21 protein-coding genes and 1 tRNA gene are annotated in these 22700 nt (G+C 45.2%); 16 read left to right on the top strand and 6 right to left on the bottom strand.

All coding sequences use genetic code 11. The annotated features are described in order from the left end of the window. Positions 1 to 22: 22 nt before the first annotated feature. On the bottom strand, positions 23 to 1756 hold the full coding sequence (argS, locus tag AB4185_RS16905; protein WP_017063415.1) for an arginine--tRNA ligase: 1734 nt from the start codon (positions 1754 to 1756) through the stop codon (positions 23 to 25). Positions 1757 to 2103: 347 nt separating this feature from the next. Here argS and AB4185_RS16900 point away from each other — a divergent pair, with 347 nt between their 5' ends. After that, the gene (locus AB4185_RS16900) at positions 2104 to 2700 is read left to right on the top strand and encodes a VOC family protein (RefSeq protein WP_017070298.1); all 597 of its coding nucleotides are present in this window, start codon (positions 2104 to 2106) and stop codon (positions 2698 to 2700) included. 315 nt (positions 2701 to 3015) lie between these two features. Here the strand turns inward: AB4185_RS16900 and purU are convergent, their stop codons facing one another. Continuing rightward, on the bottom strand, positions 3016 to 3849 hold the full coding sequence (gene purU, locus AB4185_RS16895) for a formyltetrahydrofolate deformylase (RefSeq protein WP_029235131.1): 834 nt from the start codon (positions 3847 to 3849) through the stop codon (positions 3016 to 3018). Positions 3850 to 4150: 301 nt separating this feature from the next. On the opposite strand from purU, the gene AB4185_RS16890 reads away from it, so the two are divergent. From AB4185_RS16890 to rnd, 8 genes are all read left to right on the top strand, one after another. Further along, positions 4151 to 4351, top strand: coding sequence for a hypothetical protein (locus AB4185_RS16890; protein WP_017062381.1), 201 nt, complete (start codon positions 4151 to 4153; stop codon positions 4349 to 4351). Between the two features lie 160 nt (positions 4352 to 4511). Then, positions 4512 to 6440, top strand: coding sequence for an ATP-dependent DNA helicase (locus AB4185_RS16885; protein WP_017063417.1), 1929 nt, complete (start codon positions 4512 to 4514; stop codon positions 6438 to 6440). A 59-nt stretch (positions 6441 to 6499) separates the two neighbouring features. Then, positions 6500 to 7201, top strand: coding sequence for a tRNA (adenosine(37)-N6)-threonylcarbamoyltransferase complex dimerization subunit type 1 TsaB (gene tsaB, locus AB4185_RS16880; RefSeq protein WP_017062379.1), 702 nt, complete (start codon positions 6500 to 6502; stop codon positions 7199 to 7201). A 72-nt stretch (positions 7202 to 7273) separates the two neighbouring features. Further along, positions 7274 to 7579, top strand: coding sequence for a hypothetical protein (locus AB4185_RS16875; protein WP_017062378.1), 306 nt, complete (start codon positions 7274 to 7276; stop codon positions 7577 to 7579). A 35-nt stretch (positions 7580 to 7614) separates the two neighbouring features. Next, a complete protein-coding gene (locus AB4185_RS16870) occupies positions 7615 to 8175 on the top strand; it encodes a Slp family lipoprotein (protein ID WP_017062377.1) in 561 nt (186 codons plus the stop codon). Positions 8176 to 8224: 49 nt separating this feature from the next. Next, complete coding sequence (locus tag AB4185_RS16865; RefSeq protein WP_372135687.1) at positions 8225 to 9076, top strand: alpha/beta fold hydrolase; 852 nt, start codon at positions 8225 to 8227, stop codon at positions 9074 to 9076. A 106-nt stretch (positions 9077 to 9182) separates the two neighbouring features. Continuing rightward, the gene (fadD, locus tag AB4185_RS16860) at positions 9183 to 10877 is read left to right on the top strand and encodes a long-chain-fatty-acid--CoA ligase FadD (RefSeq protein ID WP_017062375.1); all 1695 of its coding nucleotides are present in this window, start codon (positions 9183 to 9185) and stop codon (positions 10875 to 10877) included. Between the two features lie 143 nt (positions 10878 to 11020). Continuing rightward, a complete protein-coding gene (gene rnd / locus AB4185_RS16855) occupies positions 11021 to 12139 on the top strand; it encodes a ribonuclease D (protein ID WP_017062374.1) in 1119 nt (372 codons plus the stop codon). Between the two features lie 129 nt (positions 12140 to 12268). Here rnd and minE read toward each other — a convergent pair whose 3' ends face one another. From minE to minC, 3 genes are read right to left on the bottom strand one after another with little or no spacing between them, the layout of a single operon-like run. Further along, on the bottom strand, positions 12269 to 12532 hold the full coding sequence (gene minE / locus AB4185_RS16850; protein WP_010436847.1) for a cell division topological specificity factor MinE: 264 nt from the start codon (positions 12530 to 12532) through the stop codon (positions 12269 to 12271). Positions 12533 to 12538: 6 nt separating this feature from the next. Beyond that, entirely contained in the window at positions 12539 to 13351 is an 813-nt protein-coding gene (gene minD, locus AB4185_RS16845; RefSeq protein ID WP_009848498.1) for a septum site-determining protein MinD, read from the bottom strand. A gap of 21 nt (positions 13352 to 13372) precedes the next feature. Further along, a complete protein-coding gene (gene minC / locus AB4185_RS16840) occupies positions 13373 to 14035 on the bottom strand; it encodes a septum site-determining protein MinC (protein ID WP_017063419.1) in 663 nt (220 codons plus the stop codon). Positions 14036 to 14254: 219 nt separating this feature from the next. On the opposite strand from minC, the gene AB4185_RS16835 reads away from it, so the two are divergent. The 5 genes from AB4185_RS16835 to AB4185_RS16815 all read left to right on the top strand — a co-directional run bounded on the left by AB4185_RS16835 (position 14255) and on the right by AB4185_RS16815 (position 20014). Next, on the top strand, positions 14255 to 14545 hold the full coding sequence (locus tag AB4185_RS16835) for a YcgL domain-containing protein (protein ID WP_017062372.1): 291 nt from the start codon (positions 14255 to 14257) through the stop codon (positions 14543 to 14545). Between the two features lie 30 nt (positions 14546 to 14575). Further along, complete coding sequence (locus tag AB4185_RS16830; protein WP_017062371.1) at positions 14576 to 15574, top strand: lytic transglycosylase domain-containing protein; 999 nt, start codon at positions 14576 to 14578, stop codon at positions 15572 to 15574. Between the two features lie 135 nt (positions 15575 to 15709). Beyond that, the gene (locus AB4185_RS16825; protein ID WP_017067671.1) at positions 15710 to 16630 is read left to right on the top strand and encodes a LysR substrate-binding domain-containing protein; all 921 of its coding nucleotides are present in this window, start codon (positions 15710 to 15712) and stop codon (positions 16628 to 16630) included. 205 nt (positions 16631 to 16835) lie between these two features. Then, positions 16836 to 18035: a NupC/NupG family nucleoside CNT transporter gene (locus AB4185_RS16820; protein WP_017070735.1), complete on the top strand. Its 1200-nt coding sequence runs from the start codon at positions 16836 to 16838 to the stop codon at positions 18033 to 18035. Between the two features lie 164 nt (positions 18036 to 18199). Continuing rightward, complete coding sequence (locus tag AB4185_RS16815; protein ID WP_065583834.1) at positions 18200 to 20014, top strand: sodium:proton antiporter; 1815 nt, start codon at positions 18200 to 18202, stop codon at positions 20012 to 20014. Positions 20015 to 20139: 125 nt separating this feature from the next. Here AB4185_RS16815 and folD read toward each other — a convergent pair whose 3' ends face one another. Then, positions 20140 to 20997 (bottom strand): bifunctional methylenetetrahydrofolate dehydrogenase/methenyltetrahydrofolate cyclohydrolase FolD, encoded by an 858-nt coding sequence (folD, locus tag AB4185_RS16810; protein ID WP_017062367.1) that lies wholly within the window; start codon positions 20995 to 20997, stop codon positions 20140 to 20142. 211 nt (positions 20998 to 21208) lie between these two features. On the opposite strand from folD, the gene AB4185_RS16805 reads away from it, so the two are divergent. Together AB4185_RS16805 and aroC are read left to right on the top strand one after the other, a co-directional pair. After that, positions 21209 to 21285, top strand: a tRNA-Arg gene (locus tag AB4185_RS16805). Positions 21286 to 21554: 269 nt separating this feature from the next. Continuing rightward, positions 21555 to 22640: a chorismate synthase gene (gene aroC, locus AB4185_RS16800; RefSeq protein ID WP_017062360.1), complete on the top strand. Its 1086-nt coding sequence runs from the start codon at positions 21555 to 21557 to the stop codon at positions 22638 to 22640. The last annotated feature ends 60 nt before the right edge of the window (positions 22641 to 22700 follow it).

Here is a 22700-nt window from a genome sequence, read left to right as displayed (position 1 = left end):
CGAATCTCGAATCTCGAATCGCTTACATGCGCTCTAGAGTGTCGATACCTAGAAGCGATAGACCTTGCTTGATCGTCTTCGCTGTTAGTGCAGCAAGCTTCAGACGGCTCTGCTTAACAGCTTCGTCTTCAGCAACTAGGATAGGGCACGCTTCGTAGAAGCTAGAGAATTGACCAGCTAGTTCGAACAGGTAGCTACACATGATGTGTGGTTGACCTTCACGAGCAACAGACTGTACTGCTTCTTCAAACTGTAGAAGTTTCGCGATAAGCGCTTTCTCTTTCTCTTCAGTGATTTTGATTTCACCTTCAAGCGAGTCCATAGAAATGCCAGCTTTAGCAAATACAGAAGCAACACGAGTGTATGCGTACTGCATGTATGGTGCTGTGTTGCCTTCGAATGCAAGCATGTTGTCCCAATCGAACACGTAGTCAGTAGTGCGGTGCTTAGAAAGGTCTGCGTACTTAACCGCTGCCATAGCAACAGTGTTCGCGATCGCTTTCTTCTCGTCTTCTGCTAGTTCTGGGTTCTTAGATTCGATTAGCTGCGCTGCACGAACTTCGGCTTCATCAAGAAGATCAGCAAGACGAACAGTACCGCCTGCACGAGTCTTGAATGGTTTACCGTCTTTACCTAGCATCATGCCGAATGCGTGGTGCTCAAGAGAAACAGATTCTGGGATGTAACCTGCTTTACGAACGATAGTCCAAGCTTGCATTAGGTGTTGGTGCTGACGTGAGTCGATGAAGTAAAGTACGCGGTCTGCGCCTAGTTCTTCAAAACGGTATTTTGCACAAGCGATATCAGTGGTTGTGTAAAGGAAGCCGCCGTCACGTTTCTGGATGATAACGCCCATTGGGTCGCCATCTTTGTTTTTGTATTCGTCTAGGAATACAACCTGTGCGCCGTCATCTTCTTTTGCAAGACCTTGCTCTTTTAGGTCAGCAACGATAGTTGGAAGCATGTGGTTGTACATGCTTTCGCCCATTACGTCATCACGCGTTAGAGACACGTTTAGGCGATCGTAGTTGCGTTGGTTTTGAATCATTGTTACGTCAACAAGCTTCTTCCACATCTCTGCGCAGAACTCGTCGCCGCTTTGTAGTTTAACAACGTAGCCACGTGCTTTAACTGCGAACTCTTCGTCTTCATCGTAAAGCTTTTTAGATTCACGGTAGAAGCCTTCAAGGTCAGCAAGTTCCATTGAAACTTCGCCAGACTCAGCCTGAACGCGCTCAAGGTTTGCGATAAGCATACCAAATTGAGTACCCCAGTCACCGATGTGGTTAGCACGGATAACGTTGTGGCCTAGGAACTCAAGAGTACGAACGACCGCATCACCGATGATGGTTGAACGTAGGTGACCAACGTGCATCTCTTTCGCAACGTTTGGTGCAGAGTAATCCGCAACAATTGTTTGTGTTTCTGCTACTGCAACACCAAGGCGAGAATCAGCCAATGCTGCGTCTGCTTGTTGTGCTAGGAAAGCTTCATCTAGGAAGATGTTAAGGAAACCTGGGCCTGCGATTTCAACTTTAGAAGCGATACCGTCTAGGTTTAGAACGTCCAATACTTTTTGAGCAAACTCTCGAGGATTAGTGCCTAGTCGCTTAGCAACGCCCATAACGCCGTTTGCTTGGTAGTCACCAAATTGTGGTTTTGCAGATTGGCGAACAGCCGCAGGAGAGCCTGCAGGTGCGCCTGCGGCTTCTAGAGCCTGAGATACTTTGTCATTAATAAGTGCTTGGATATTCACACGCGTTTCCTTCAATTCAAGGATGATAAGAGTGGCCGTTATTTCGAGGTCATTAAATTGGTTAATTATGCATCTAGTTAACGATTTAATGCCGAAATGAACAACAGACACTGTTTAAGTTCACAAAAATGGCGTTAATCATACCAATTTTGTGGGGTTTCTTATAGGTCGAATTGATAGAAAATTAACATTTCCTGAGTGGTTTTTGACAATCGACTTTTAGCAAGACGCGTTTGCATGTTTAAGGAGCGAAAAGAACATAGTTATTGAGTGTTTTTTGTAAAAGCAACGCTTGTTGCAAAAGGCAAAACTGATAACATGCAGCCATTATTTGGAGAACACAGACAATGATGATGAGCCTGAAGCAAGCTGAACTAGAACCACAACAAATGATCGCCCGCCTTGATACTTTTATGGCAAAAATCGAGAGCCTAGGAAATACATTAGGTTTGGATTTAAGCTTTGCTCAAGCGGATCATATTGCGCTGCGAATCAATGACACTGAGCTAGCGAAATCTGCCCATCAAGCGTGGTCTGAGTACGGCTCTATGATTTCTGAGGCGATGATTAATGGTCGTCCAATTGTGGTGTTGGCTTTCGATGAACCCTTGCAAAGCCTTGGCTGGAAAATTGAATGTTTGGAGCTGCCATATCCAGCAGAAGGTAAGATTTACCCAAGCCAAGATTGGGAACATGTAGAGTTTGTGATTCCTTCTCATGCCCAAACAGCTGATGAGTATCTAGCGGATCTTAAAGAAACTTACCCGCAGTTCGCTGCTAACTTTGAAACGCTGGGTGAGCAAGGCGTTAAGATCAAACTCTCTAGCCCGAAAGGCGAGGGTGAACGCTTGAATAACCCAACAGTGGCTTTTAAACATCAAGGGATTTGCATCAAGCTGCATCCACACTCTTTGAAGAAGATTGTGGAATCAGAACAGGCTTAATTTGAATAGAGAGTTGCTAGGAAAGAGATTCCTGATCTCGCCTTGGCTCGTCGGAATGACGGGGTGTTCGATGAAATTTGCCAGAGTCTATCTTTGGATAGTGACAGACTGAGCGTTCGAGAGCGTATGTTAGAGCCTATAGCTCGAAGGTTCATCACCGAGTTCGTCATTCCCGATAGCGACGAAGGAGCGTAGTCGGGAATCTCTCAAAGCGAGTCTGATCATCAGATACAAAAAACGCGCGATGGGCTTTCCCTATTGCGCGTTTTTTATTGGGTTCTAACTGGAAGTCTTACCGGAAATCGAATATCCGATTTACAGAATTACAGTCTTGTTGCCGTAAACAAACACATGATCATTGATCACCTTGTTTAACGCCTTACTTAATACATTCTTCTCTACGTCACGACCGGCTTGTGCCATGTCTTTCGCGCTGAAGTTGTGATCCACAGGGATAACATCTTGCTTGATGATTGGACCTTCATCCAAATCATTCGTCACAAAGTGTGCCGTTGCGCCAATGATCTTCACGCCGCGCTCATACGCTTGTTGGTATGGCTTCGCGCCAATAAATGCTGGCAAGAAGCTGTGGTGGATATTGATGATCTTGTGGTGGTATTTTTCAACAAAACCTGGTGTCAGCACTCGCATGTACTTAGCCAAAACAAGGTAATCCGCCTCGTACTGGTCAATCACTTCTAGCATCTTCTTCTCATGTTCTTCACGGTTTAGCCCTTCGTGAGAAACATGGTGGTAAGGGATGTCAAAACGCTCGGTTAGGCTTTGTAGAATGTCGTAGTTACCGACAACGGCCGCAATTTCAACGTCTAAGCTGCCATCGAAGTTCTTCATTAGAATGTCGCCAAGGCAGTGTGCTTCCTTGGTCACGAGTATCACAACACGCTTGCGAGACGAATCAACAAGCTTACGTTTCGTATTTGGTGGCAGGGCTTGGTCTAAATCGGCAAGCAAGGTTTCATCATTGAAATAGCCTTCCAGCTCGGTGCGCATAAAGAAGTGGCCACTTGTGTTATCTACGAACTCATTGTTGTGAATAATATTGAGTTGGTGCTTATAACAAATATTGGTGATCTTAGAGATGAGGCCCGGGGCATCAGTACAATGTGTTAGTAAAGTTTTTCTTTCCATTTGCATCTTACTTCCATGAAATGTTGCACTTATTATATGAAATAGGGATTCTTCAAATTTAATGCAGGCCGTCGAACGGTGAACTGAGCCGCAATATCACCGTTATAATTAATCTATTATCAAGTTGGTTTCAACAAATTCTGCTGCTGATTTATCGCTTTGATAAATTGTTTGATATAGAAATATCAGTTTTTAGATAGAAAAACAGGCAGAAGCTTCATTTTTAAAAGTTTTGACCGTAGTACGCATTTGAACTTCAACCGAGGCATTTACGCCTTGGCCAAAAATAGAGGTGATACTTATGGATAAAGAGTTACTAGCCAAAAAACTGTACTGCAAGCGAGTGAATTCATTGGCGAGAGGTACCGAATTAGATGGTCATGTTCTAGATGAAATGTGGGAAAGTAAGACCTCACCAACCGATGCAGCGAAAGCCATACAGCCTGGTGATAACCATTTTGAAGGTGCTCCTTGGCTATCACGTTATCTCAGTCGAAAATAAAAACGATTCTCTAATTCCTACTTCTTCAATTCTTACCTTCAAGGTAACTTAAGCCACGTCAAGCCAAGCCAAACACCTCCGGTGCGAAGTCATTCTTGATTCGCGCCGGCTCACTAAACCTGCCATAATTCTCCTTCTCTTTTTCTAAACTTCGTACTCTATGATATCTAAAACGTTTTCTGCTGATGGCGCTCTGGGCAAAGCTATCCCTGGGTTTCAACCAAGACAAGCTCAGTTAGACATGGCTGAAGCGGTTTCACAAGCTATTGAAAATCAAAGCCAGTTGGTTGTTGAGGCTGGAACAGGTACTGGTAAGACGTTTGCTTACCTAGTGCCTGCGCTGCTTAGTGGCAAGAAAACCATCATTAGTACGGGGTCTAAAAACCTTCAAGAGCAGCTGTTTCACCGAGATTTACCCTTGATGGTCGATGCGCTTGGCTTTTATGGTCAAGTTGCGTTGCTCAAAGGACGTTCAAACTATTTGTGTTTGGACAGACTCAGCCGCCAAATGATCGAGAGTCATGGTGCTCATACCGATCCAACGCTGCTGGCTCAGTTAGTCAAAGTTCGTAGTTGGTCGTCATCCACTCAAACGGGTGATTTAGGCGATTGTGATGATATCGCTGAAGACAGCCCGGTTATTCCAACCATTACCTCGACCAATGATAATTGCTTGGGTAAAGAGTGCCCAAGCTATACCGATTGCTTTGTGCTTAAAGCGCGTAAAAAAGCGATGGATTCCGATGTGGTGGTCGTAAACCACCACCTTTTCCTAGCTGATTTGGCGATCAAAGAAACCGGATTTGGCGAATTGATACCTGAAGCTGACGTGTTTATTTTCGATGAAGCACATCAACTTCCTGACATCGCCAGCCAGTACTTCGGACAATCGGTTTCCAGTCGACAGATCCAAGAGTTAGCCAAAGACATTGAAATTGCTTACCGAACTGAAGCCAAAGACATGCGTCAGCTACAGAAAGTAGGGGATAGGCTCGTTCAATCGTCAGCCGATCTGCGTATTGTGCTTGGTGATACCGGCTTTCGTGGTAACTGGCGCGAAGCTTTGAAATCCGAGTCGATTGCACGCGAGTTGGTTCGTTTGCAAGATGCTCTGCAACTTGCTGTTGATGTATTGAAGTTAGCACTTGGGCGAAGCCAGCTGTTAGATACCGCTTTCGAACGCGCAAATATGATTAAGTCGCGTATCGAACGTGTGTGCGATGTGTCGATCACTGGCTATTCGTATTGGTATGACACTACACCGCGCCACTTTGCTCTGCATATCACACCGCTTTCTGTCGCCGATAAATTCCACGAACAGATTGAGCTGAAGCCGGGCGCATGGGTGTTTACCTCAGCAACCTTGGCGGTGTCGGATGATTTCGAACACTTTACTTCTCGATTAGGGTTAAAACCGTCGGCACAGTTTTCACTGCCGAGCCCGTTTGATTATCCGAATCAAGCGCGCTTGTGTGTGCCTCGTTATCTTCCAGAACCGAATAGCCCCGGTCTCGCGGATAAGCTAGTAAGAATGCTGACTCCTGTGATTGAGCAAAACCAAGGCCGCTGTTTCTTCTTGTGTACTTCACACAGCATGATGAAAGAGTTGGGGGAGCGATTCCGTGAAACCCTCTCGGTTCCCGTTCTATTGCAAGGTGAGACAAGTAAGCAAAAAACCTTAGCCGAATTCATGGAATTAGGTAACGCATTGCTGGTGGCTACAGGTGCTTTCTGGGAGGGGATAGATGTTAGGGGCGACGCATTAAGCTGTGTTATCATCGATAAATTGCCCTTTACAGCCCCTGATGACCCTTTACTTAAGGCTCGAATCGAGGACTGTAAGCTAAAAGGGGGTGATCCTTTTGCACAAGTACAGTTGCCAGACGCTGTGATTACCTTGAAACAAGGTGTCGGCCGATTGATACGTGACAAGCGCGATAATGGTGCTTTGATTATTTGCGATAACCGATTGGTGACTCGCGATTACGGTGGCATATTTTTGGCGAGTTTACCGCCTATCCCTCGTACACGTGACTTAGGGGTCATTAAAGAATTCTTAGCTAAAGACCATTCAACCGCTGCTGAGTAATTGGCATTGTTGAGTTTAGCCATTATTTTTAGATTAGATAACGAATATTTGAGACACAAATGAGCGCGAAAATTCTTGCAGTAGATACCGCAACTGAAAACTGTTCAGTTGCATTAGTAATTGGTGACCAGGTGTTCGCACGTAGCGAAGAGGCTCCTCGAGACCATACGAAGAAAATTCTACCTATGGTGGATGAAGTACTGAAAGAAGCGAATGTCGCTTTAACCGATATCGATGCTATCGCGTTTGGCCAAGGCCCAGGCAGTTTCACGGGTGTGCGTATTGGTATTGGTATTGCTCAGGGCTTGGCTTTTGGTGCGGATTTACCAATGATTGGTGTCTCTACACTGGCAGCGATGGCGCAAGGCAGCTACCGTAAATTTGGTGAAACTCATGTAGCAACAGCGATTGATGCGCGTATGAGCGAAGTGTACTGGGCTCGTTACAGCCGCGAACAAGATGGTCGTTGGACTGCGGTTGATGCCGAATGTGTAACGCCACCAAGTGAACTGGCTGCGCAGTTAGAAGCAGATTCTGAAATATGGGCGAAAGTCGGTACCGGCTGGGAAGCTTATGCCGAGCATATGGATACACTTGCGATCAACACCAAAGCGTGTGAAGTGCTATTCCCAGAAGCTCAAGATATGGCGTTCCTTGCTCAATTTGCTTACGCAGAAGGTAAAGCGGTTGCAGCAGAAGAATCTGAGCCAGTTTATCTTCGTGACAAAGTGACTTGGAAGAAACTGCCAGGTCGCGAATAATTTTTACAAGGTTCTGATGCAAATTAGGTCTAAATGCGTATTATTTAGATTTGAGAGGGCAGATATTTAGTCATGGTATCAATTAACAACTTACCTCCTTCTTCGATAGGCAGCACGTCTAAGCCGAATCGAATTAAAAAGAAGGAGCAGGCAAAAAAATCTGATGCTAGCACTGCGGTTGGGCAACCGACTAAGGTCGCTAATGCTGTTTCTCACTCTATTCGTCAAGTTAAAGAGTCTGAGCTACACAAGGCTCAAATCCAGTATGATCTTCCAGAAGGCCGAGGACGTAAGGCTATGGAAGAGTATATGGATGTAATGAATCAGGCGAAGAAAGAAGAACTTGCAAAGCTTATCGGTGTCGATATCTACATCTAGAGCTTCTTATTAATGCCTGTTTAAGGACCAGAACCATGTCAAATTATCTCTCTAAATTACGCTTAATAGCCTTTTCTCTTGGTGTATTGGTACTTGCCGGGTGTTCATCACTTCCTAGCGAGCTTGAAGCAAAATCAGAGCCTGTAATTAGCGATTACCAACAGTGGGTCGACCAACTACCGGATGCGCAAAGTGTTCGATTAGGTGGCGTTATCTCTAAAGTGACCAACTTGAAAGATAAGACTCGAATCGAAGTCGCTAATATGCCGATTTCGAGTAGCGGTAAGCCAGATCTAGACGCAGAGCCAAGCGGACGTTTTGTTGGTTATATTGAAGGGTACGTTGAGCCTCTAAGCTTTGCAGAAGGTCGTCTGATTACTTTGGTTGGTCAGTCAATTGGAAGTGAAGATGGAAAAATAGGGGAATACCCTTACACCTTCCCTGTAATGAAAGTAGACAACCAACGCCTGTGGAACATTACTGAGCGCGTTGTTGTTAACGATTTTGCACCAACCTACTACTCGTGCAGAAGTTTACATTGCCGCAGTTTTCAAACGATGCCAAGACAAGGTCGAGTGATACAAGACGTAGAGTAATTAACTTTATCCGATGTTGATTACGCAAACAGATGGAACTACATGTTTGATGATTGAAAAGTCATACTCCCTCGCGAGCGGGACGCTTGCAACACAACAGATTGGCAACCCACAAACGACCGCAACGACGGTCGTTTTTATTCATGGGTGGTTGGATAATTCGTCCAGCTTTAATCAGGTTATGCAGCAAGTCGCCAAGTTTGCGCCCAATGCTCACCTTGTTGCTATCGATCTCTTCGGACACGGCTTCTCGTCGCACAAATCGGGAAGTTACTACCCATTTCATGATTATATAGATGACTTGCATCAGTTGGTGACTAAATTATCGCCAAACAGACTGGTACTGGTAGGACATTCACTTGGTGCATTGATAGCAAGTTGCTATAGTGCCGCCTTTCCTGAAAAGGTGTCAGGATTAATTCAAATTGAAGGTCACGGACCTCTTTCAGAAGCTCCCCAAGAAACGGTTTCTCGCTTGAGAGATGGGGTACTCAGTCGTCTTCGACAGCGAAGAAAGCCTTCACGTCCTCTGGCAAGCCTTGAGGATGCTATTAAGCTGAGAGCTCACGCCAATCAAATCAATGCTGAATTAATTGCTCCTATTGTCGAGCGAGGAATTGTCGAGTTAGATAACTCTTGGCAATGGCGATGCGACCCTAACCTAAAATGTGACTCGTTATATCGAATGTCACAGGCGCACGCTGAAGCGATTATGGCGGCTATTGAATGCCCTCAATTAATAATCCTAGGCAATGATGGATTCCGACATTTGCAGCATAATCGCTACAAATCAGTGCATAGTCCTCTGCAAATAGAGACTGTTCCTGGTGGACATCATTGTCATTTAGAGAGCCCAGAGCTAGTTTCAGAGCTAATTCTTGGTGTAGTTAACAAAATTTAAACAAGTGTTTGAGCCTTTTAGTGCTCATGCACTAAAGCTGTGCTGTAATACCGCAATGATAAAAAGCGGCGAAGCAGTCGTCAGCTGATAAACGAGGAGTAACATCGTGGATAAACCTTGGCTTTCACGTTATCCAAGTGACGTACCAGAAACGATCAACCCAGATCAGTACCCATCTCTTGTAGAAATGTTTGAACAGTCGGTACAGAAGTACGCGGACCAACCTGCATTCGAGAACATGGGCTCGATTATGACATTCCGTAAGCTTGAAGAGCGCAGCCGTGCTTTTGCCGCTTACCTGCAGAATGACTTGAAACTGAAGAAGGGCGATCGCGTCGCGCTAATGATGCCAAACCTACTGCAATACCCAATTGCACTGTTTGGTGTATTGCGTGCAGGTATGATTGCAGTGAACGTCAACCCACTGTACACACCTCGTGAGCTTGAACATCAACTGAACGATTCTGGTGCAAAGGCGATTGTTATCGTATCTAACTTTGCGAGCACGCTAGAGAAAGTCGTTGATAACACGCCGGTTAAACACGTTGTTCTAACTAGCCTAGGGCAAATGCTGCCACGCGCGAAAGGGACAATTGTCGACTTTGTAGTGAAATACGTAAAAGGCATGGTGCCTAAGTATGATCTGCCGGGTGCTATCTCATTCAGAAAAGCGCTGCACAAAGGTCGTCGTCTTCAATATGTGAAACCGTTCATGGCGGGTGATGACATCGCGTTCCTACAGTACACTGGTGGTACAACAGGTGTAGCGAAGGGCGCAATCCTAACGCACCGCAATATGATTGCGAACGTACTTCAAGCGAAAGGGGCTTACGGTCCTGTTCTGCAAGAAGGCCGCGAGTTGGTTGTAACGGCATTACCGCTTTACCACGTATTTGCACTGACGGTGAACTGCTTACTGTTTGTTGAGATGGGTGGTCGTAACCTTCTAATTACTAACCCTCGTGACATTCCTGGCTTTATTAAAGAGCTGCAAAAGGTTCCGTTTACCGCAATTACCGGCGTAAACACCTTGTTTAATGCGCTAGTTAATAACGAAGATTTCCACGAGTTGGATTTCAGTAACCTACGCCTATCTGTTGGCGGCGGCATGGCGGTTCAACGCGCTGTTGCTGAGCAATGGAAGAAAGCGACAGGCATTCACCTATTGGAAGGCTATGGCTTAACTGAGTGTTCACCACTGGTAACGGGTAACCCATACGACCTGAAAGACTACACAGGTGCTATCGGCTTACCAGTACCATCGACAGAAGTTCGTATTGTTGATGATGAAGGTAAGGTTATTGCTAATGACCAAGTAGGCGAGCTACAAGTTCGTGGCCCTCAAGTGATGCAAGGTTACTGGCAGCGCCCTGAAGCGACCAAAGAAGTGATCGATCAAGACGGTTGGTTATCGACAGGTGACATCGTTAAGTTTGATGACGAAGGCTTGTTGTACATCGTTGACCGTAAGAAGGACATGATTCTTGTATCAGGCTTCAACGTCTACCCGAACGAGATTGAAGACGTTGTGGCTCTGCATGGTAAAGTGCTTGAAGTAGCAGCTATCGGTCAACCTCATGAAGTGTCTGGTGAATTGGTTAAGATCTACGTTGTGAAGCGTGACCCTAGCCTGACCAAAGAAGACATTATCGCGCACTGTCGTGAGCACTTAACGGGTTACAAAATCCCTAAATTAGTCGAGTTCAGAGATGATCTTCCAAAGACTAACGTAGGTAAGATCTTACGCCGCGTACTGCGTGAAGAAAACGATGCAGAACTTGCGAAACGCGCTAGCGAATAATTAGCCTGTTTGCGCGAAAGTACTGCACCAAAACCATTGAGGCGCTTAATCTAAGCGAGCGCTGAAAAATGGTGTTAGAATGCCGACAGTTAATGTCGGCATTTTTGTATCCGGCGATCAAATAGAAACCTGTGAGAGTTTTTGTGGATTATCAAATCATTACCCAATTGAAAGACCTTGAGCGAGTTTGCCAACAAGCACGTGAAGCCGATGTCGTTATGCTTGATACGGAGTTCGTTCGTACTAGAACCTATTACCCTCAATTAGGCTTGATTCAGTTATTTGATGGTGAAACGCTGTCACTGATTGACCCTATTGCTCTTGATGACATGACACCGTTCGTTACCTTGTTGAAAGACGCATCAGTATTGAAAGTGCTGCACGCGTGCGGTGAAGATTTGGAAGTGTTCCAGAACGCATTTGGCTGTACACCAACACCAATGGTTGATACACAGATCATGGCGGCTTTCTTAGGTCATGGTTTATCAACGGGCTTTGCTGCTCTGGTTTCAGAGTTTGTCGGTGTCGATCTCGATAAGAGTGAATCTCGCACAGACTGGCTAGCGCGTCCGCTTTCTCAAAAACAATTGGACTACGCAGCAGCAGACGTGCATTACCTAATGCCAATGTACAACAAGCTTCTAGAAAAAGTGATGGAAGCTGGCTGGTGGGAAGCGGCTCAGCAAGAGTCTGATTTACAAGTTGCCAAGCGCATTCGTAAAGTAAACCCAGATACAGCCTACCTTGATATTAAAGGGGCGTGGCAGCTTAAACCTAAGCAATTAGCGATCTTACGACCTCTAGCAACTTGGCGTCTAAAAGAAGCAATCAAGCGCGATTTAGCGCTGAACTTTGTCTTCAAAGAACAAGACCTATGGGCTGTGGCGCGTTTTGCGATGAAAGATCCCAAGCACATGGAGCAAGAGGGTTTTGATTACCGCTCTGTGCGTCGCCATGGTGCGAAGATCAGCTCAATCGTAAAGTTAGCGGAACATACACCAGAAGAAGAGTACCCAGCACCAGTAGAACGTCTAATGGACTTCCCTGGCTACAAGCAACTCTTCAAAGTGCTGAAAGATGAAGTGAAAACAGCATCACAACACAGTGGTTTGGCGACGGAATTCTTGGCATCGAAGAAGCAACTTAACCAAATGTTAAGCTGGGTGTGGAAGCACGATCGTAACCCAGAAAAGCTGCCTGATGTTATGCAAGGCTGGCGTTTAGATGTGGTTGGCGAAAAGCTGAGTAAAGCGATCAAATAACCGCTTGCTGCTTTAAAGCCTAACTTAGTTACAGTTATAAACTGCACATACAAAAAAGAGAGCCTAGGCTCTCTTTTTTATTCAATCAATACAAGCAAGTGTATTACCTGCCAATCTTGTTCAGAAAGATTATCGATCTTCTTCTGGAAGCTTAACATTCAACTCTAACACTGAGATGTCGTCATCTTTGTGTTCAAAAGTCAGATCAACCATTGATGGATCGACCTCAACGTACTTGGCAATACACTTCAAGATGTCTTCTTTTAGTTGCGGCAGGTAAGACGGCGCTGGGTCGTCATGGCTGCGTCGTTCGGCAACAATGATCTGCAAACGTTCTTTGGCTAGGTTTGCGGTTGTCTTTTTCTGTGGTCTAAAAAACTCTAATAATGACATTGTGCATTAGCCCCCGAACAGTCGTTTGAAGATGCCTTTCTTCTGTTCCGTTAAGAAGCGGAAGTCAACTTGGCTACCCAGTAGTCGCTCTACAGTATCATTGTAAGCCATACCTGCGTCGGTTGCTTCGTCAAAGATAACTGGAACACCCTTGTTCGATGCGTTCAGTACCGCTTGGCTCTCTGGAATTACACCCAGTAGAGAGATGTGCAGGATTTCTTCAACGTCTTCAACACTGAGCATCTCACCTTGAGTTACACGTGCTGGGTTGTAGCGAGTCAATAGAAGGTGTGTTTTCACTGGCTCTAAGCCGTCTTCAGAACGACGAGATTTAGAGTCAAGAATACCTAGAATACGGTCTGAATCGCGTACTGAAGAGACTTCTGGGTTGGTGGTTACAATCGCTTCATCAGCGAAGTACAACGCCATAAGAGCGCCTTGTTCGATACCCGCAGGAGAATCACAGATGATGAAATCAAAGCCCATTTCATCCAGTTCATCAAATACACGACGAACACCATCTTTTGTTAGTGCGTCTTTATCACGAGTTTGAGAAGCAGGAAGAATGAACAGGTTCTCTGTGCGCTTGTCTTTGATCATCGCTTGGTTCAGCGTCGCTTCACCATTGATAACATTAACGAAGTCGTACACAACACGACGCTCACAACCCATGATTAAATCTAGGTTACGCAGACCGATATCAAAGTCGATAACTGCGGTTTTCTTTCCTTTTAAAGCCAGACCCGAGGCAATAGCTGCACTGGAGGTCGTTTTGCCTACCCCACCTTTACCTGACGTTACAACGATAATGCGTGCCATTCTGTTTTCCTTTTATTTCTCTTATATTGCGAGGACATCAACGTGTAATACATCGTTTGCCATACTGAACATGGTTTTCTTCTGCCAGTACTCGCTTTCAATTTGATCGCTGAGCCAGTAATTTCCAGCAATGGAAACCAGCTCGGCTTGTAAGTCATTACAAATTATTTTTGCTTCAGTTTGACCACTTGCACCTGCAATCGCACGGCCGCGTAAAGTGCCATGAATATGGATGCTGCCATCGGCAATCACTTCCGCGCCTGCACTCACATGGCTGAGTATCAATAGATCGCCATCTTTCGCATAAACCTGCTGACCAGAACGAATAGGGGTTCTAATCACTTTGATTGGTGCCATTTTCGCTGGAGCTTGAGATGGCGACTTGCTTGCCGTCATCACTGCAAAACCGGCTTCTTTAGCGAGGTTTTGCATTCGCTTATCAGAACAGCCTGCCACACCAACCGGGATCATGCCCGCTTGAGATATACCATTTTTAAGTTGCACAAAATCGATATCGCCCGCGACTTTACTGATGTTGATAACAACAGGTGCGGCAGCGAAAAACGTAGGTGCTTGGTCTACTTTCTCTTGAAGAAAAGAGACTGCATTTTCGACTTGATCATCGGATAAGTGCAAAACAGATAGCGTAAAGCTGCTACCTTTTAGATCTGGGTTACTAGACATCGAAAAACTACAGGACCTCAATAGCGGATTAGTACAATTTCTTTATCAATAAAATAAAGGGCATTGCCTGAAACTAGGTTTATCATGTTATATTCCCAAACCAAGCACAGCAAGTAATCTTGTTGTCAAATGGACGTTTTGTTCCCAATATTTCCCTAACATAAACTATTGATCTCGCAAGTGAGAGTTTTGTAGTCATAATCAATTAAAAGGTTTGTCATGCTGTGTTCTATATATAAAAGCTCAAAGAAAGAAGGAACATACCTTTATATCCCTAAGAAGGATGATTTTTCACAAGTTCCTGACGCATTGATGCAAATGTTTGGTAAACCTAGTTTTGTAATGGTAATTAAAATGGATGGCCGTAAACTGGCTCAAGTAAACATCGAAAAAGTGAAAGAATCACTGAATACCGATGGTTTCTTTTTACAGGTTCCGCCACCACCAGTTAACGAACTTGAGCTTCATAAAGAGCGTAAAGCTCAACAGAAATCTCAAGACGAAGAGTGATAGCCACCTCAATTCAAGGAGGAGTGATCGTTGAGTAAATTTTCGAAAACCATATTGGCTGTGTCGGCATTACTATTGGGTAATAGCCTGACCATAAGTTCAGTACAAGCTGAAGAACTGAGCTTCGAGCAATATGTAGAAAAACTAAAACAACAAGGCCGTGAAGAAGGCATCTCTGAAGCGATCATTGATGAAGCCTTTGATGGTGTAACGTTTAAGCCAAGAGCGGTAAAAGCCGACAAAAACCAACCTGAGAAAAAACTGACTCTGGATGAATACATTCCACGAGCGGTTCCAGATTGGAAAGTGAAGCAAGCAAGGTCACTCTACAAGGAGCATTACACCGCGTTAAAGCGTATTGGTGATGAATATGGTGTTCAACCAAGATTCATTGTCGCGCTATGGGGCGTTGAGAGTAATTTTGGTAAGTTCACGGGCAATTACAGCGTTATCGACGCCCTAACGACCATGGCTTATGAAGGACGCCGAGAAGCTTTCTTCCGTAGCGAAGCGATGGCGGCATTGAAGATTCTTGATCAAGGCCATATTGCACCAAAAGAGATGAAAGGCTCTTGGGCTGGTGCGATGGGTCAACCTCAGTTTATGCCAAGCTCATTCTTAGCTTACGCCGCTGATGGCAGTGGTGATGGCAAGAAAGACATTTGGGGCACTGAAGAAGACGTATTTGCTTCGGCGGCCAATTATCTCAGCCAATCAGGGTGGGATGACAAATATACTTGGGGTCGTCAGGTTCATGTTCCGTCAACTGTGTCGATCGATTTACAAGGTCGAGACGAAGACAAAGCGAAATACTTAAAAGAGTGGTCTGAACTCGGTATTAAACGCTATGACGATCGCCCACTGCCAACACTTGATGAAGACATTAAAGCTTGGTTAATCATGCCGGATGATGAAACCGGACGTTCGTACCTCATTTATAACAACTACAATGTGTTAATGAAGTGGAATCGTTCTTACTACTTTGCTTTGGCAGTAAGCCATCTAGCCGACAGAATTAAGTTTGATTAACAGACCTAAGTCGCTTTGAATAGCATTTGGCCTACCATAGGCAGAACGAACTAAAGGACTCTTCGGAGTCCTTTTTGATTTTATATTTCAGAGATTTAATAAGGTGATCTTGTGCTAACAGATAGAGCTGCACAGATGGTGATATTCCATGCGCTGATCAAGCACGAAGGCTTTACCAGTGCTGCAAAAAGCTTGAACGTTTCGGTGTCTCACATTAGTAAGCAAGTTGCTTTGCTTGAAGACTCTATTGGTATCAAGTTGGTACAACGCACCACACGTAGCTTAACGCTGACCGAAGCAGGGGAAGTGTTCTATCAGCACTGTGAGCAACTGTTTAACACGGTAAAAGCCGCTCAAATGGATATGGACAGCCAGCGTGATGACATCTCTGGAATATTGCGTGTTGGGTTGTCACAGTCATTTGGCACTTTACATATCATTCCTGCGATTGATCAGCTCAGACAACTTTATCCTCAGCTGAGAATCGAGGTTCACTTGTTTGACTACAAGGTGGATATGATTGAAGAGCGACTGGACCTATGGATCACCAACAACGAAGATCTGCCAGAAGGTTATATTGCTCAGCGATTGGCTGACAGCCAGTTTGTGGTGGCTGCATCACCGGACTATTTGATTAAGGCCGGGACGCCACATGTACCTTCCGATTTGATTGACCATAACTGTCTTATCTATCGCAGCCGTGAACGAGATTACACATCGTGGGCGTTTGACAACGGGCAAGAAAACCTCAGCGTCAAAGTCGCGGGCGATTACTCAGTCGATTTGGCTGAGGCAGTACGAGACGCGGCAGTATCAGGGTGGGGCGTTGCTTATTTGGCGACTTACTTAGTGAAAGAAGAGTTTAGAACGGGCAAGCTCATTCAAGTATTGCCAGAGTGGAGAGCCAGTCAGCTGATGCCATTCTATGCCGTTTACCCGAGCCGAAAGAATATGCCGAAGAAGCTTTCGGCAGTGATTGAGTTCATTAAAGATCATATCGGGTCGCCGACGTATTGGGACAAAAACCTCAAAACTTGCGTTGAACTGCATCGCTAACTGTTTCCTAATCTATAAATATAATTTCCATATGGAAAAAGTACGCTTTTTAATCAAAGTTAATTATTAAAATTCAATAACTTAATTATACTCATAGTTAAATCGTGATTACCCCAACATCACATTAACAACCTCAGCTTGCCGCAAACGATTTCCTCTATAGAATGCGTCGCCTTTCCTACCTACAACTTTTAGGTTGACGCACATGGCTTCCCTACTTGGAATTATCACTATTTTAGTTGCCGCTTGGTTACTATCTACGGACAGAAAAAATATTCCACTAAGAACAGTCTCTTTGGCTTTCTTATTACAAATCTCATTCGCGCTATTGGTTCTGTATGTACCAATGGGTAAAGAAGCGTTGAATGCAGCCACGGGTGCGGTATCTAGCTTGATCAACTACGGTCAAGAGGGGATTAACTTCCTATTTGGTGGCCTAACTAATAACGGATTTGTTTTCGCGATTAATGTTCTTGGCATCATTATCTTTTTCTCTGCACTGATTTCAGGCTTGTACCACATCGGCTTTATGCCAAAGGTGATCAACCTTATTGGTGGTGCGCTACAGAAGTTCTTGGGCACAGGTCGTGCGGAATCATTGTCTGCGACTGCCAATATCTTTGTCGGCATGATTGAAGCGCCATTGGTGGTTAAGCCTTACTTAAAACACATGACGGATTCACAACTGTTTGCTGTGATGGTGTGTGGTTTGGCTTCTGTCGCTGGTGGTACGCTAGTGGGTTACGCATCGCTTGGCGTTGATCTAAATTACCTGATCGCAGCTGCATTTATGTCTGCACCTGCTGGCCTATTGATGGCTAAGATCTTAGTACCAGGTAGCGCAGATGACGCTCAAGAAAATATTGAGTCTGACGTTGAAATTCCACGAGCAACAAACGTAGTTGAGGCAATGGCAGATGGGGCTATGTCTGGACTTCGTATTGCCGTTGCGGTGGGTGCGACACTACTTGCCTTTATCAGTGTGATTGCAATGCTGAATGGCTTGCTAGGTATTGTTGGTGGTTGGTTTGGCGTAAACCTAAGCTTCGAACTTCTACTAGGTTATGTGTTCGCACCCGTTGCATGGCTGATCGGTGTGCCGTGGTCTGAGGCTGTGGTTGCGGGCTCATTGATCGGTAACAAGATTGTCGTGAACGAGTTCGTGGCTTTCATCCAACTAATGGATGCTAAAGAGGCGCTAAGTGAGCACTCACAAGCGATCGTAACTTTCGCTCTATGCGGCTTTGCTAACATCTCTACCATGGCGATTCTTATCGGTGGTTTGGGCAGCTTAGTTCCAGAGCGTCGCTCTTTCATCTCACAATATGGCTTCAAAGCAATTTGTGCAGGTGTGTTTGCTAACCTAATGAGTGCTGCTATTGCTGGTGTTGTACTTTCTCTATAGTTAACTGATCATGACTTTACTCCCCCTATAGTAAAGTGACTGATTAATCACAATAATATTCGGTTAGCGTGAAAAAGAGAGCCTATAGTGTAAGAACGTAGGCTTTCTTATTTCATTGAATAGTTTGTACCACAGGGTGTGGTGCAAACCTTTTAGGGGCACAAATGGATTTGTCGATTACTTCTTCTTTGGCGTTAATTGGACTCTTGTCTTTAGCTTGTCAGCAGCTCGGCTGGCGTTTACGTCTTCCCGCCATTCTCCCTCTCCTTATCGTTGGCCTATTGTTAGGTCCCGGCCTGAATATTCTAAATCCCGATGCCATTTTCGGTGATGTGCTGTTTCCTATGATCTCCTTAGGGGTTGCCATCATCTTGTTTGAAGGAGCATTGACCCTAAATTTCAAAGAAATCAGAGGCCATGGCCGGATGGTGACTCACCTCGTGAGTTTCGGCATGTTGATTACATGGGCGTGTATCGTGGTGGGGGCATACTACTTTGTGGACTTCAGTTGGCCGTTAGCCGCACTGTTTGGTGCATTAGTTGTGGTAACTGGCCCTACGGTAATCGTGCCCATGCTTCGCAGTATTCAGCCTAAATCTTCGTTAGGCAGTATCTTGCGATGGGAAGGGATAGTAATTGATCCGATTGGCGCTCTGTTTGCGGTTCTCGTCTACGAGTACATTGTTTCTTCTGCTGACCCTACCGGACATGTTCTGTCAGCTCTGGGCCTGACGTTAGTCATAGGTTTAGGCTTAGGGATCATCGGTGGCCATTTGATTGCCAAGATGCTGCAAGGGCATTGGGTACCGCACTATTTACGTAATGTGGCTGTGCTGACGCTAATGTTGGCGGCGTTCTCGTTTTCTAATGATCTGAGTGAAGAATCGGGTTTATTAACCGTGACCATCATGGGGATCTGGCTTGCCAACGTGAAGGGCTTGGACATCGAAGACATCATCGAATTCAAAGAAACCCTGACCGTGTTACTTATTTCTGCGTTGTTTATTCTGTTAGCCAGTCGACTCGATTCGGGGGCTTTCCTTTCGATAGGTTGGGGCGGTATTGGGTTGCTAGCGGTGGTTATGTTGGTGGCTCGCCCGTTAAGTGTGTGGATCAGCGGGATCGGTACGGATCTTAATTCGGCGGATAAATGGTTTTTGAGTTGGATGGCACCTCGCGGGATCGTAGCAGCCGCGGTTTCTTCTCTGTTTGCGATAAAACTGCAAGAGAAGCAATTGATTGAAGGCGCAGATCTGCTCGTGCCCATGGTGTTCTTAGTCATTATTGGTACGGTTGTGATTCAGAGCTTAACCGCGAGCTGGTGGGCGAGAAGGCTAGGGGTCACTCAAGAGAAAGCGCAAGGGGTTATCTTCTTTGGCGCCACTCACTTTGCAAGACAATTTGCCAAGGTGCTAGCCACACACAACATCAACAGTGTGCTTGCTGATACTAACTGGGAAAGCATTCGCTTAGCTCGTATGGATAACTTGAATGTTTACTTTGGTAACCCAGCTTCAAGCCACGCGGAAAACAATTTGGAACTCGATGGGATAGGGCGTGCGATGATCGTCTCGCCTTATCGTCAAACCAACCCGTTAGTCAGCATGCATTACCAAGACGAGTTTGGTGCCAATAAGGTGTTTGAGCTTGAATCCTCAGAGAATAAACATGAAAGGCACCAAGTGAGCCGCGATGGCAATAGAAGTCTGTTTTCGGAAGGGATCACCTATTCTAAGCTTAACTCGTTGATGGCTCAGGGTAGCCAAATTAAAAGTACAGGTTTGACCGAGGCATTTGATTTAAAAGAGTTTAACGCTTTGTATCCTAAAGCCATTCCTCTTGGGGTGATTAATGGCGGTGATTTCCGTTTAATTACACAAGGATCTGAGTTGGAAAAACTCATATCAACGGAGTGTGAGCTTATTAGTTTATTACCGCCTTCTGAACAGACGGAAAAAGTTGAGAGTCCAGATAAGTAGCAACGAGCGCTTCATCAAAAGCGAGTCACCCCGTTTTAAAAACGAATAGCTAAGTACCAAAGCATCAAAAAAGCCGCAACGTTCATCACGTTGCGGCTTTCTAATTTATTTATATGCGCTGCGGACTATTTCGAGTGAAATTGCTCGCAAGCGATCATGGTGTTCTCGATTAGGCTCGCCACCGTCATTGGGCCAACACCACCCGGCACAGGTGTGATGAAGCTTGCGCTTTCTTTCGCTACGTCGTATTCAACGTCACCCACTAGTTTGCCAGATTCCAAACGGTTGATACCCACATCGACCACAACAGCGCCTTTCTTAATCCAAGCGCCAGGAATGAAGTTAGGTTTACCAACGGCAACTACAACAACGTCTGCTTGACGCACGTGACCTTCAAGGTCTTTGGTGAAGCGGTGACATGTTGTCGTCGTACAACCTGCTAGAAGAAGCTCTAGCGTCATTGGGCGACCTACGATGTTTGATGCGCCAACCACAACCGCGTGCTTACCACGTAAGTCGATGTTGTAACGGTCAAGCAGCGTGATGATGCCTTTTGGCGTGCAAGAGCGAAGCTTAGGCATGCGCTGAGCCAAACGGCCGACATTGTATGGGTGGAAGCCATCAACGTCTTTTTCTGGCGTGATACGCTCAAGAACGTGAGTGCTATCAATGCCAGCTGGTAGAGGCAGTTGAACAAGAATACCGTCGATCTCTGGATCGTCGTTCAGTTGGTCTACCAGTGTTAACAATTCGTCTTCTGTCGCAGTGGCTGGCAAGTCGTAAGATTTAGATACGAAGCCAACTTCTTCACACGCTTTACGCTTACTTCCAACGTAAACCTGAGAAGCAGGGTCTTCACCCACTAAAACAACCGCTAGGCCCGGAGCGCGTAATCCAGCTTCAGTACGAGCTTTTACACGTGCAGCAACTTCGGAGCGAACCGTTTGAGAAATTAGCTTTCCATCAATATTTTGAGCAGTCATGAATTTCCTTAGTATTGATATTCAAGTTAGTGGCTGATGTTTTTGGCGCATTATTCCAGAAAATCTTTTTGATTACCATCAAGCAAACGTTTGCTTTGGTCTGTTTTCCAACACTTATATGTTTGTTGGCCTTTTTTTACCCACTTAGATCAGAATGTTACATAAAGCCGTTGCTTTACTGATTCGAATTCGTATAATTCGTTCCTGTAGCGCGCCCTTAGCTCAGCTGGATAGAGCACCTCCCTTCTAAGGAGGTGGTCGAAGGTTCGAATCCTTCAGGGCGTGCCATTATTTAAAGAAACCCGATAACTCTCCGAGTTGTCGGGTTTTTTGCATTTTACACATCATAAAACACTTCTTTTCAAGCGCGACTCATTTTCTTCTGTTATTCGTTTCATTCGGCTTATGTAATAGAAAGTTAAAATTGTTCGTTTTTTGGGGTTTACATCATTTGGTAATAAAGCCACTATGAATTCACGAAGAATAGACAAGTAAAGCTATTAGCCAGTCGGTTTAGGAATCAAACCTTCTGCTCAATAGCTGATTTAGAGGAAGTAATGGCAGGAAACAGTATCGGACAACATTTCCGCGTGACCACGTTCGGAGAAAGTCACGGTATCGCACTAGGATGTATCGTAGATGGGTGCCCACCAGGATTAGAAATTACCGAAGCAGACCTTCAAAGAGATTTGGATCGTCGTCGCCCTGGTACTTCTCGCTATACAACGGCTCGTCGTGAAGCGGATGAAGTGAAAATCTTATCAGGTGTATTTGAAGGCCAAACTACGGGTACTTCTATTGGTCTATTGATTGAAAATACAGACCAACGCTCTAAAGACTATTCCGAAATTAAAGACAAGTTCCGCCCTGGCCACGCTGACTATACGTACCATCAAAAGTACGGTGTGCGTGATTACCGAGGTGGTGGTCGTTCTTCAGCTCGTGAAACTGCAATGCGTGTTGCTGCAGGTGCAATTGCGAAGAAATACCTAAAACAAGAATTTGGTGTTGAAATCCAAGCTTACCTTTCTCAAATGGGTGATATCTCAATTGATAAAGTGGATTGGAACGAGATTGAAAACAACGCTTTCTTCTGTCCAGATGCCGACAAAGTACCAGAATTTGATCAACTGATTCGTGATTTGCTAAAAGAAGGCAACTCGATCGGTGCGAAGATTCAAGTGGTTGCGACTAAAGTGCCAGTAGGCCTTGGTGAGCCAATCTTTGATCGTCTAGATGCTGACATCGCGCACGCTCTAATGAGCATTAACGCTGTGAAAGGTGTTGAGATTGGTGATGGCTTCGATGTTGTTAATCAACGCGGTAGTGAACACCGTGACCCATTAACTCCAGAAGGTTTCAGCAGCAATCATGCTGGCGGTATCTTAGGTGGTATCTCTACTGGTCAAGATATTGTGGCAAGCATTGCGCTTAAACCAACATCAAGCATCACTGTACCTGGTGACACAATCACGAAAGATGGTGAAGCAACGCAGCTAATCACGAAAGGTCGTCACGATCCATGTGTTGGCATCCGTGCGGTACCTATTGCAGAAGCAATGCTGGCTATCGTGCTGCTTGACCACTTGCTACGTCATCGTGGTCAAAACTTTGGTGTGACAACTGAAACACCACAAATCTAATTCTGCTTCTTTTTATTTAGAATAGAATTGGTAGAAACAAAAAAGGGTTGCTTCGTAATG

This window comes from Vibrio sp. 10N.286.48.F5, from assembly GCF_041469785.1.
In the GTDB taxonomy this organism is placed as follows: Bacteria; Pseudomonadota; Gammaproteobacteria; order Enterobacterales; family Vibrionaceae; genus Vibrio; species Vibrio crassostreae_C.
The sequence above is the reverse complement of the archived record's forward strand: the minus strand, read 5'-3'. Positions and strand labels throughout refer to the sequence as shown.

Coding starts and splice junctions, on each gene's coding strand:
- AB4185_RS16900 (WP_017070298.1), top strand. CDS start 2,104: ATGATGATGAGCCTGAAGCAAGCTGAACTAGAACCACAACAAATGATC.
- purU (WP_029235131.1), bottom strand. CDS start 3,849: ATGGAAAGAAAAACTTTACTAACACATTGTACTGATGCCCCGGGCCTC.
- AB4185_RS16890 (WP_017062381.1), top strand. CDS start 4,151: ATGGATAAAGAGTTACTAGCCAAAAAACTGTACTGCAAGCGAGTGAAT.
- AB4185_RS16885 (WP_017063417.1), top strand. CDS start 4,512: ATGATATCTAAAACGTTTTCTGCTGATGGCGCTCTGGGCAAAGCTATC.
- tsaB (WP_017062379.1), top strand. CDS start 6,500: ATGAGCGCGAAAATTCTTGCAGTAGATACCGCAACTGAAAACTGTTCA.
- AB4185_RS16875 (WP_017062378.1), top strand. CDS start 7,274: ATGGTATCAATTAACAACTTACCTCCTTCTTCGATAGGCAGCACGTCT.
- AB4185_RS16870 (WP_017062377.1), top strand. CDS start 7,615: ATGTCAAATTATCTCTCTAAATTACGCTTAATAGCCTTTTCTCTTGGT.
- AB4185_RS16865 (WP_372135687.1), top strand. CDS start 8,225: ATGATTGAAAAGTCATACTCCCTCGCGAGCGGGACGCTTGCAACACAA.
- minE (WP_010436847.1), bottom strand. CDS start 12,532: ATGTCATTATTAGAGTTTTTTAGACCACAGAAAAAGACAACCGCAAAC.
- minD (WP_009848498.1), bottom strand. CDS start 13,351: ATGGCACGCATTATCGTTGTAACGTCAGGTAAAGGTGGGGTAGGCAAA.
- minC (WP_017063419.1), bottom strand. CDS start 14,035: ATGTCTAGTAACCCAGATCTAAAAGGTAGCAGCTTTACGCTATCTGTT.
- AB4185_RS16835 (WP_017062372.1), top strand. CDS start 14,255: ATGCTGTGTTCTATATATAAAAGCTCAAAGAAAGAAGGAACATACCTT.
- AB4185_RS16825 (WP_017067671.1), top strand. CDS start 15,710: ATGGTGATATTCCATGCGCTGATCAAGCACGAAGGCTTTACCAGTGCT.
- AB4185_RS16820 (WP_017070735.1), top strand. CDS start 16,836: ATGGCTTCCCTACTTGGAATTATCACTATTTTAGTTGCCGCTTGGTTA.
- AB4185_RS16815 (WP_065583834.1), top strand. CDS start 18,200: ATGGATTTGTCGATTACTTCTTCTTTGGCGTTAATTGGACTCTTGTCT.
- folD (WP_017062367.1), bottom strand. CDS start 20,997: ATGACTGCTCAAAATATTGATGGAAAGCTAATTTCTCAAACGGTTCGC.
- aroC (WP_017062360.1), top strand. CDS start 21,555: ATGGCAGGAAACAGTATCGGACAACATTTCCGCGTGACCACGTTCGGA.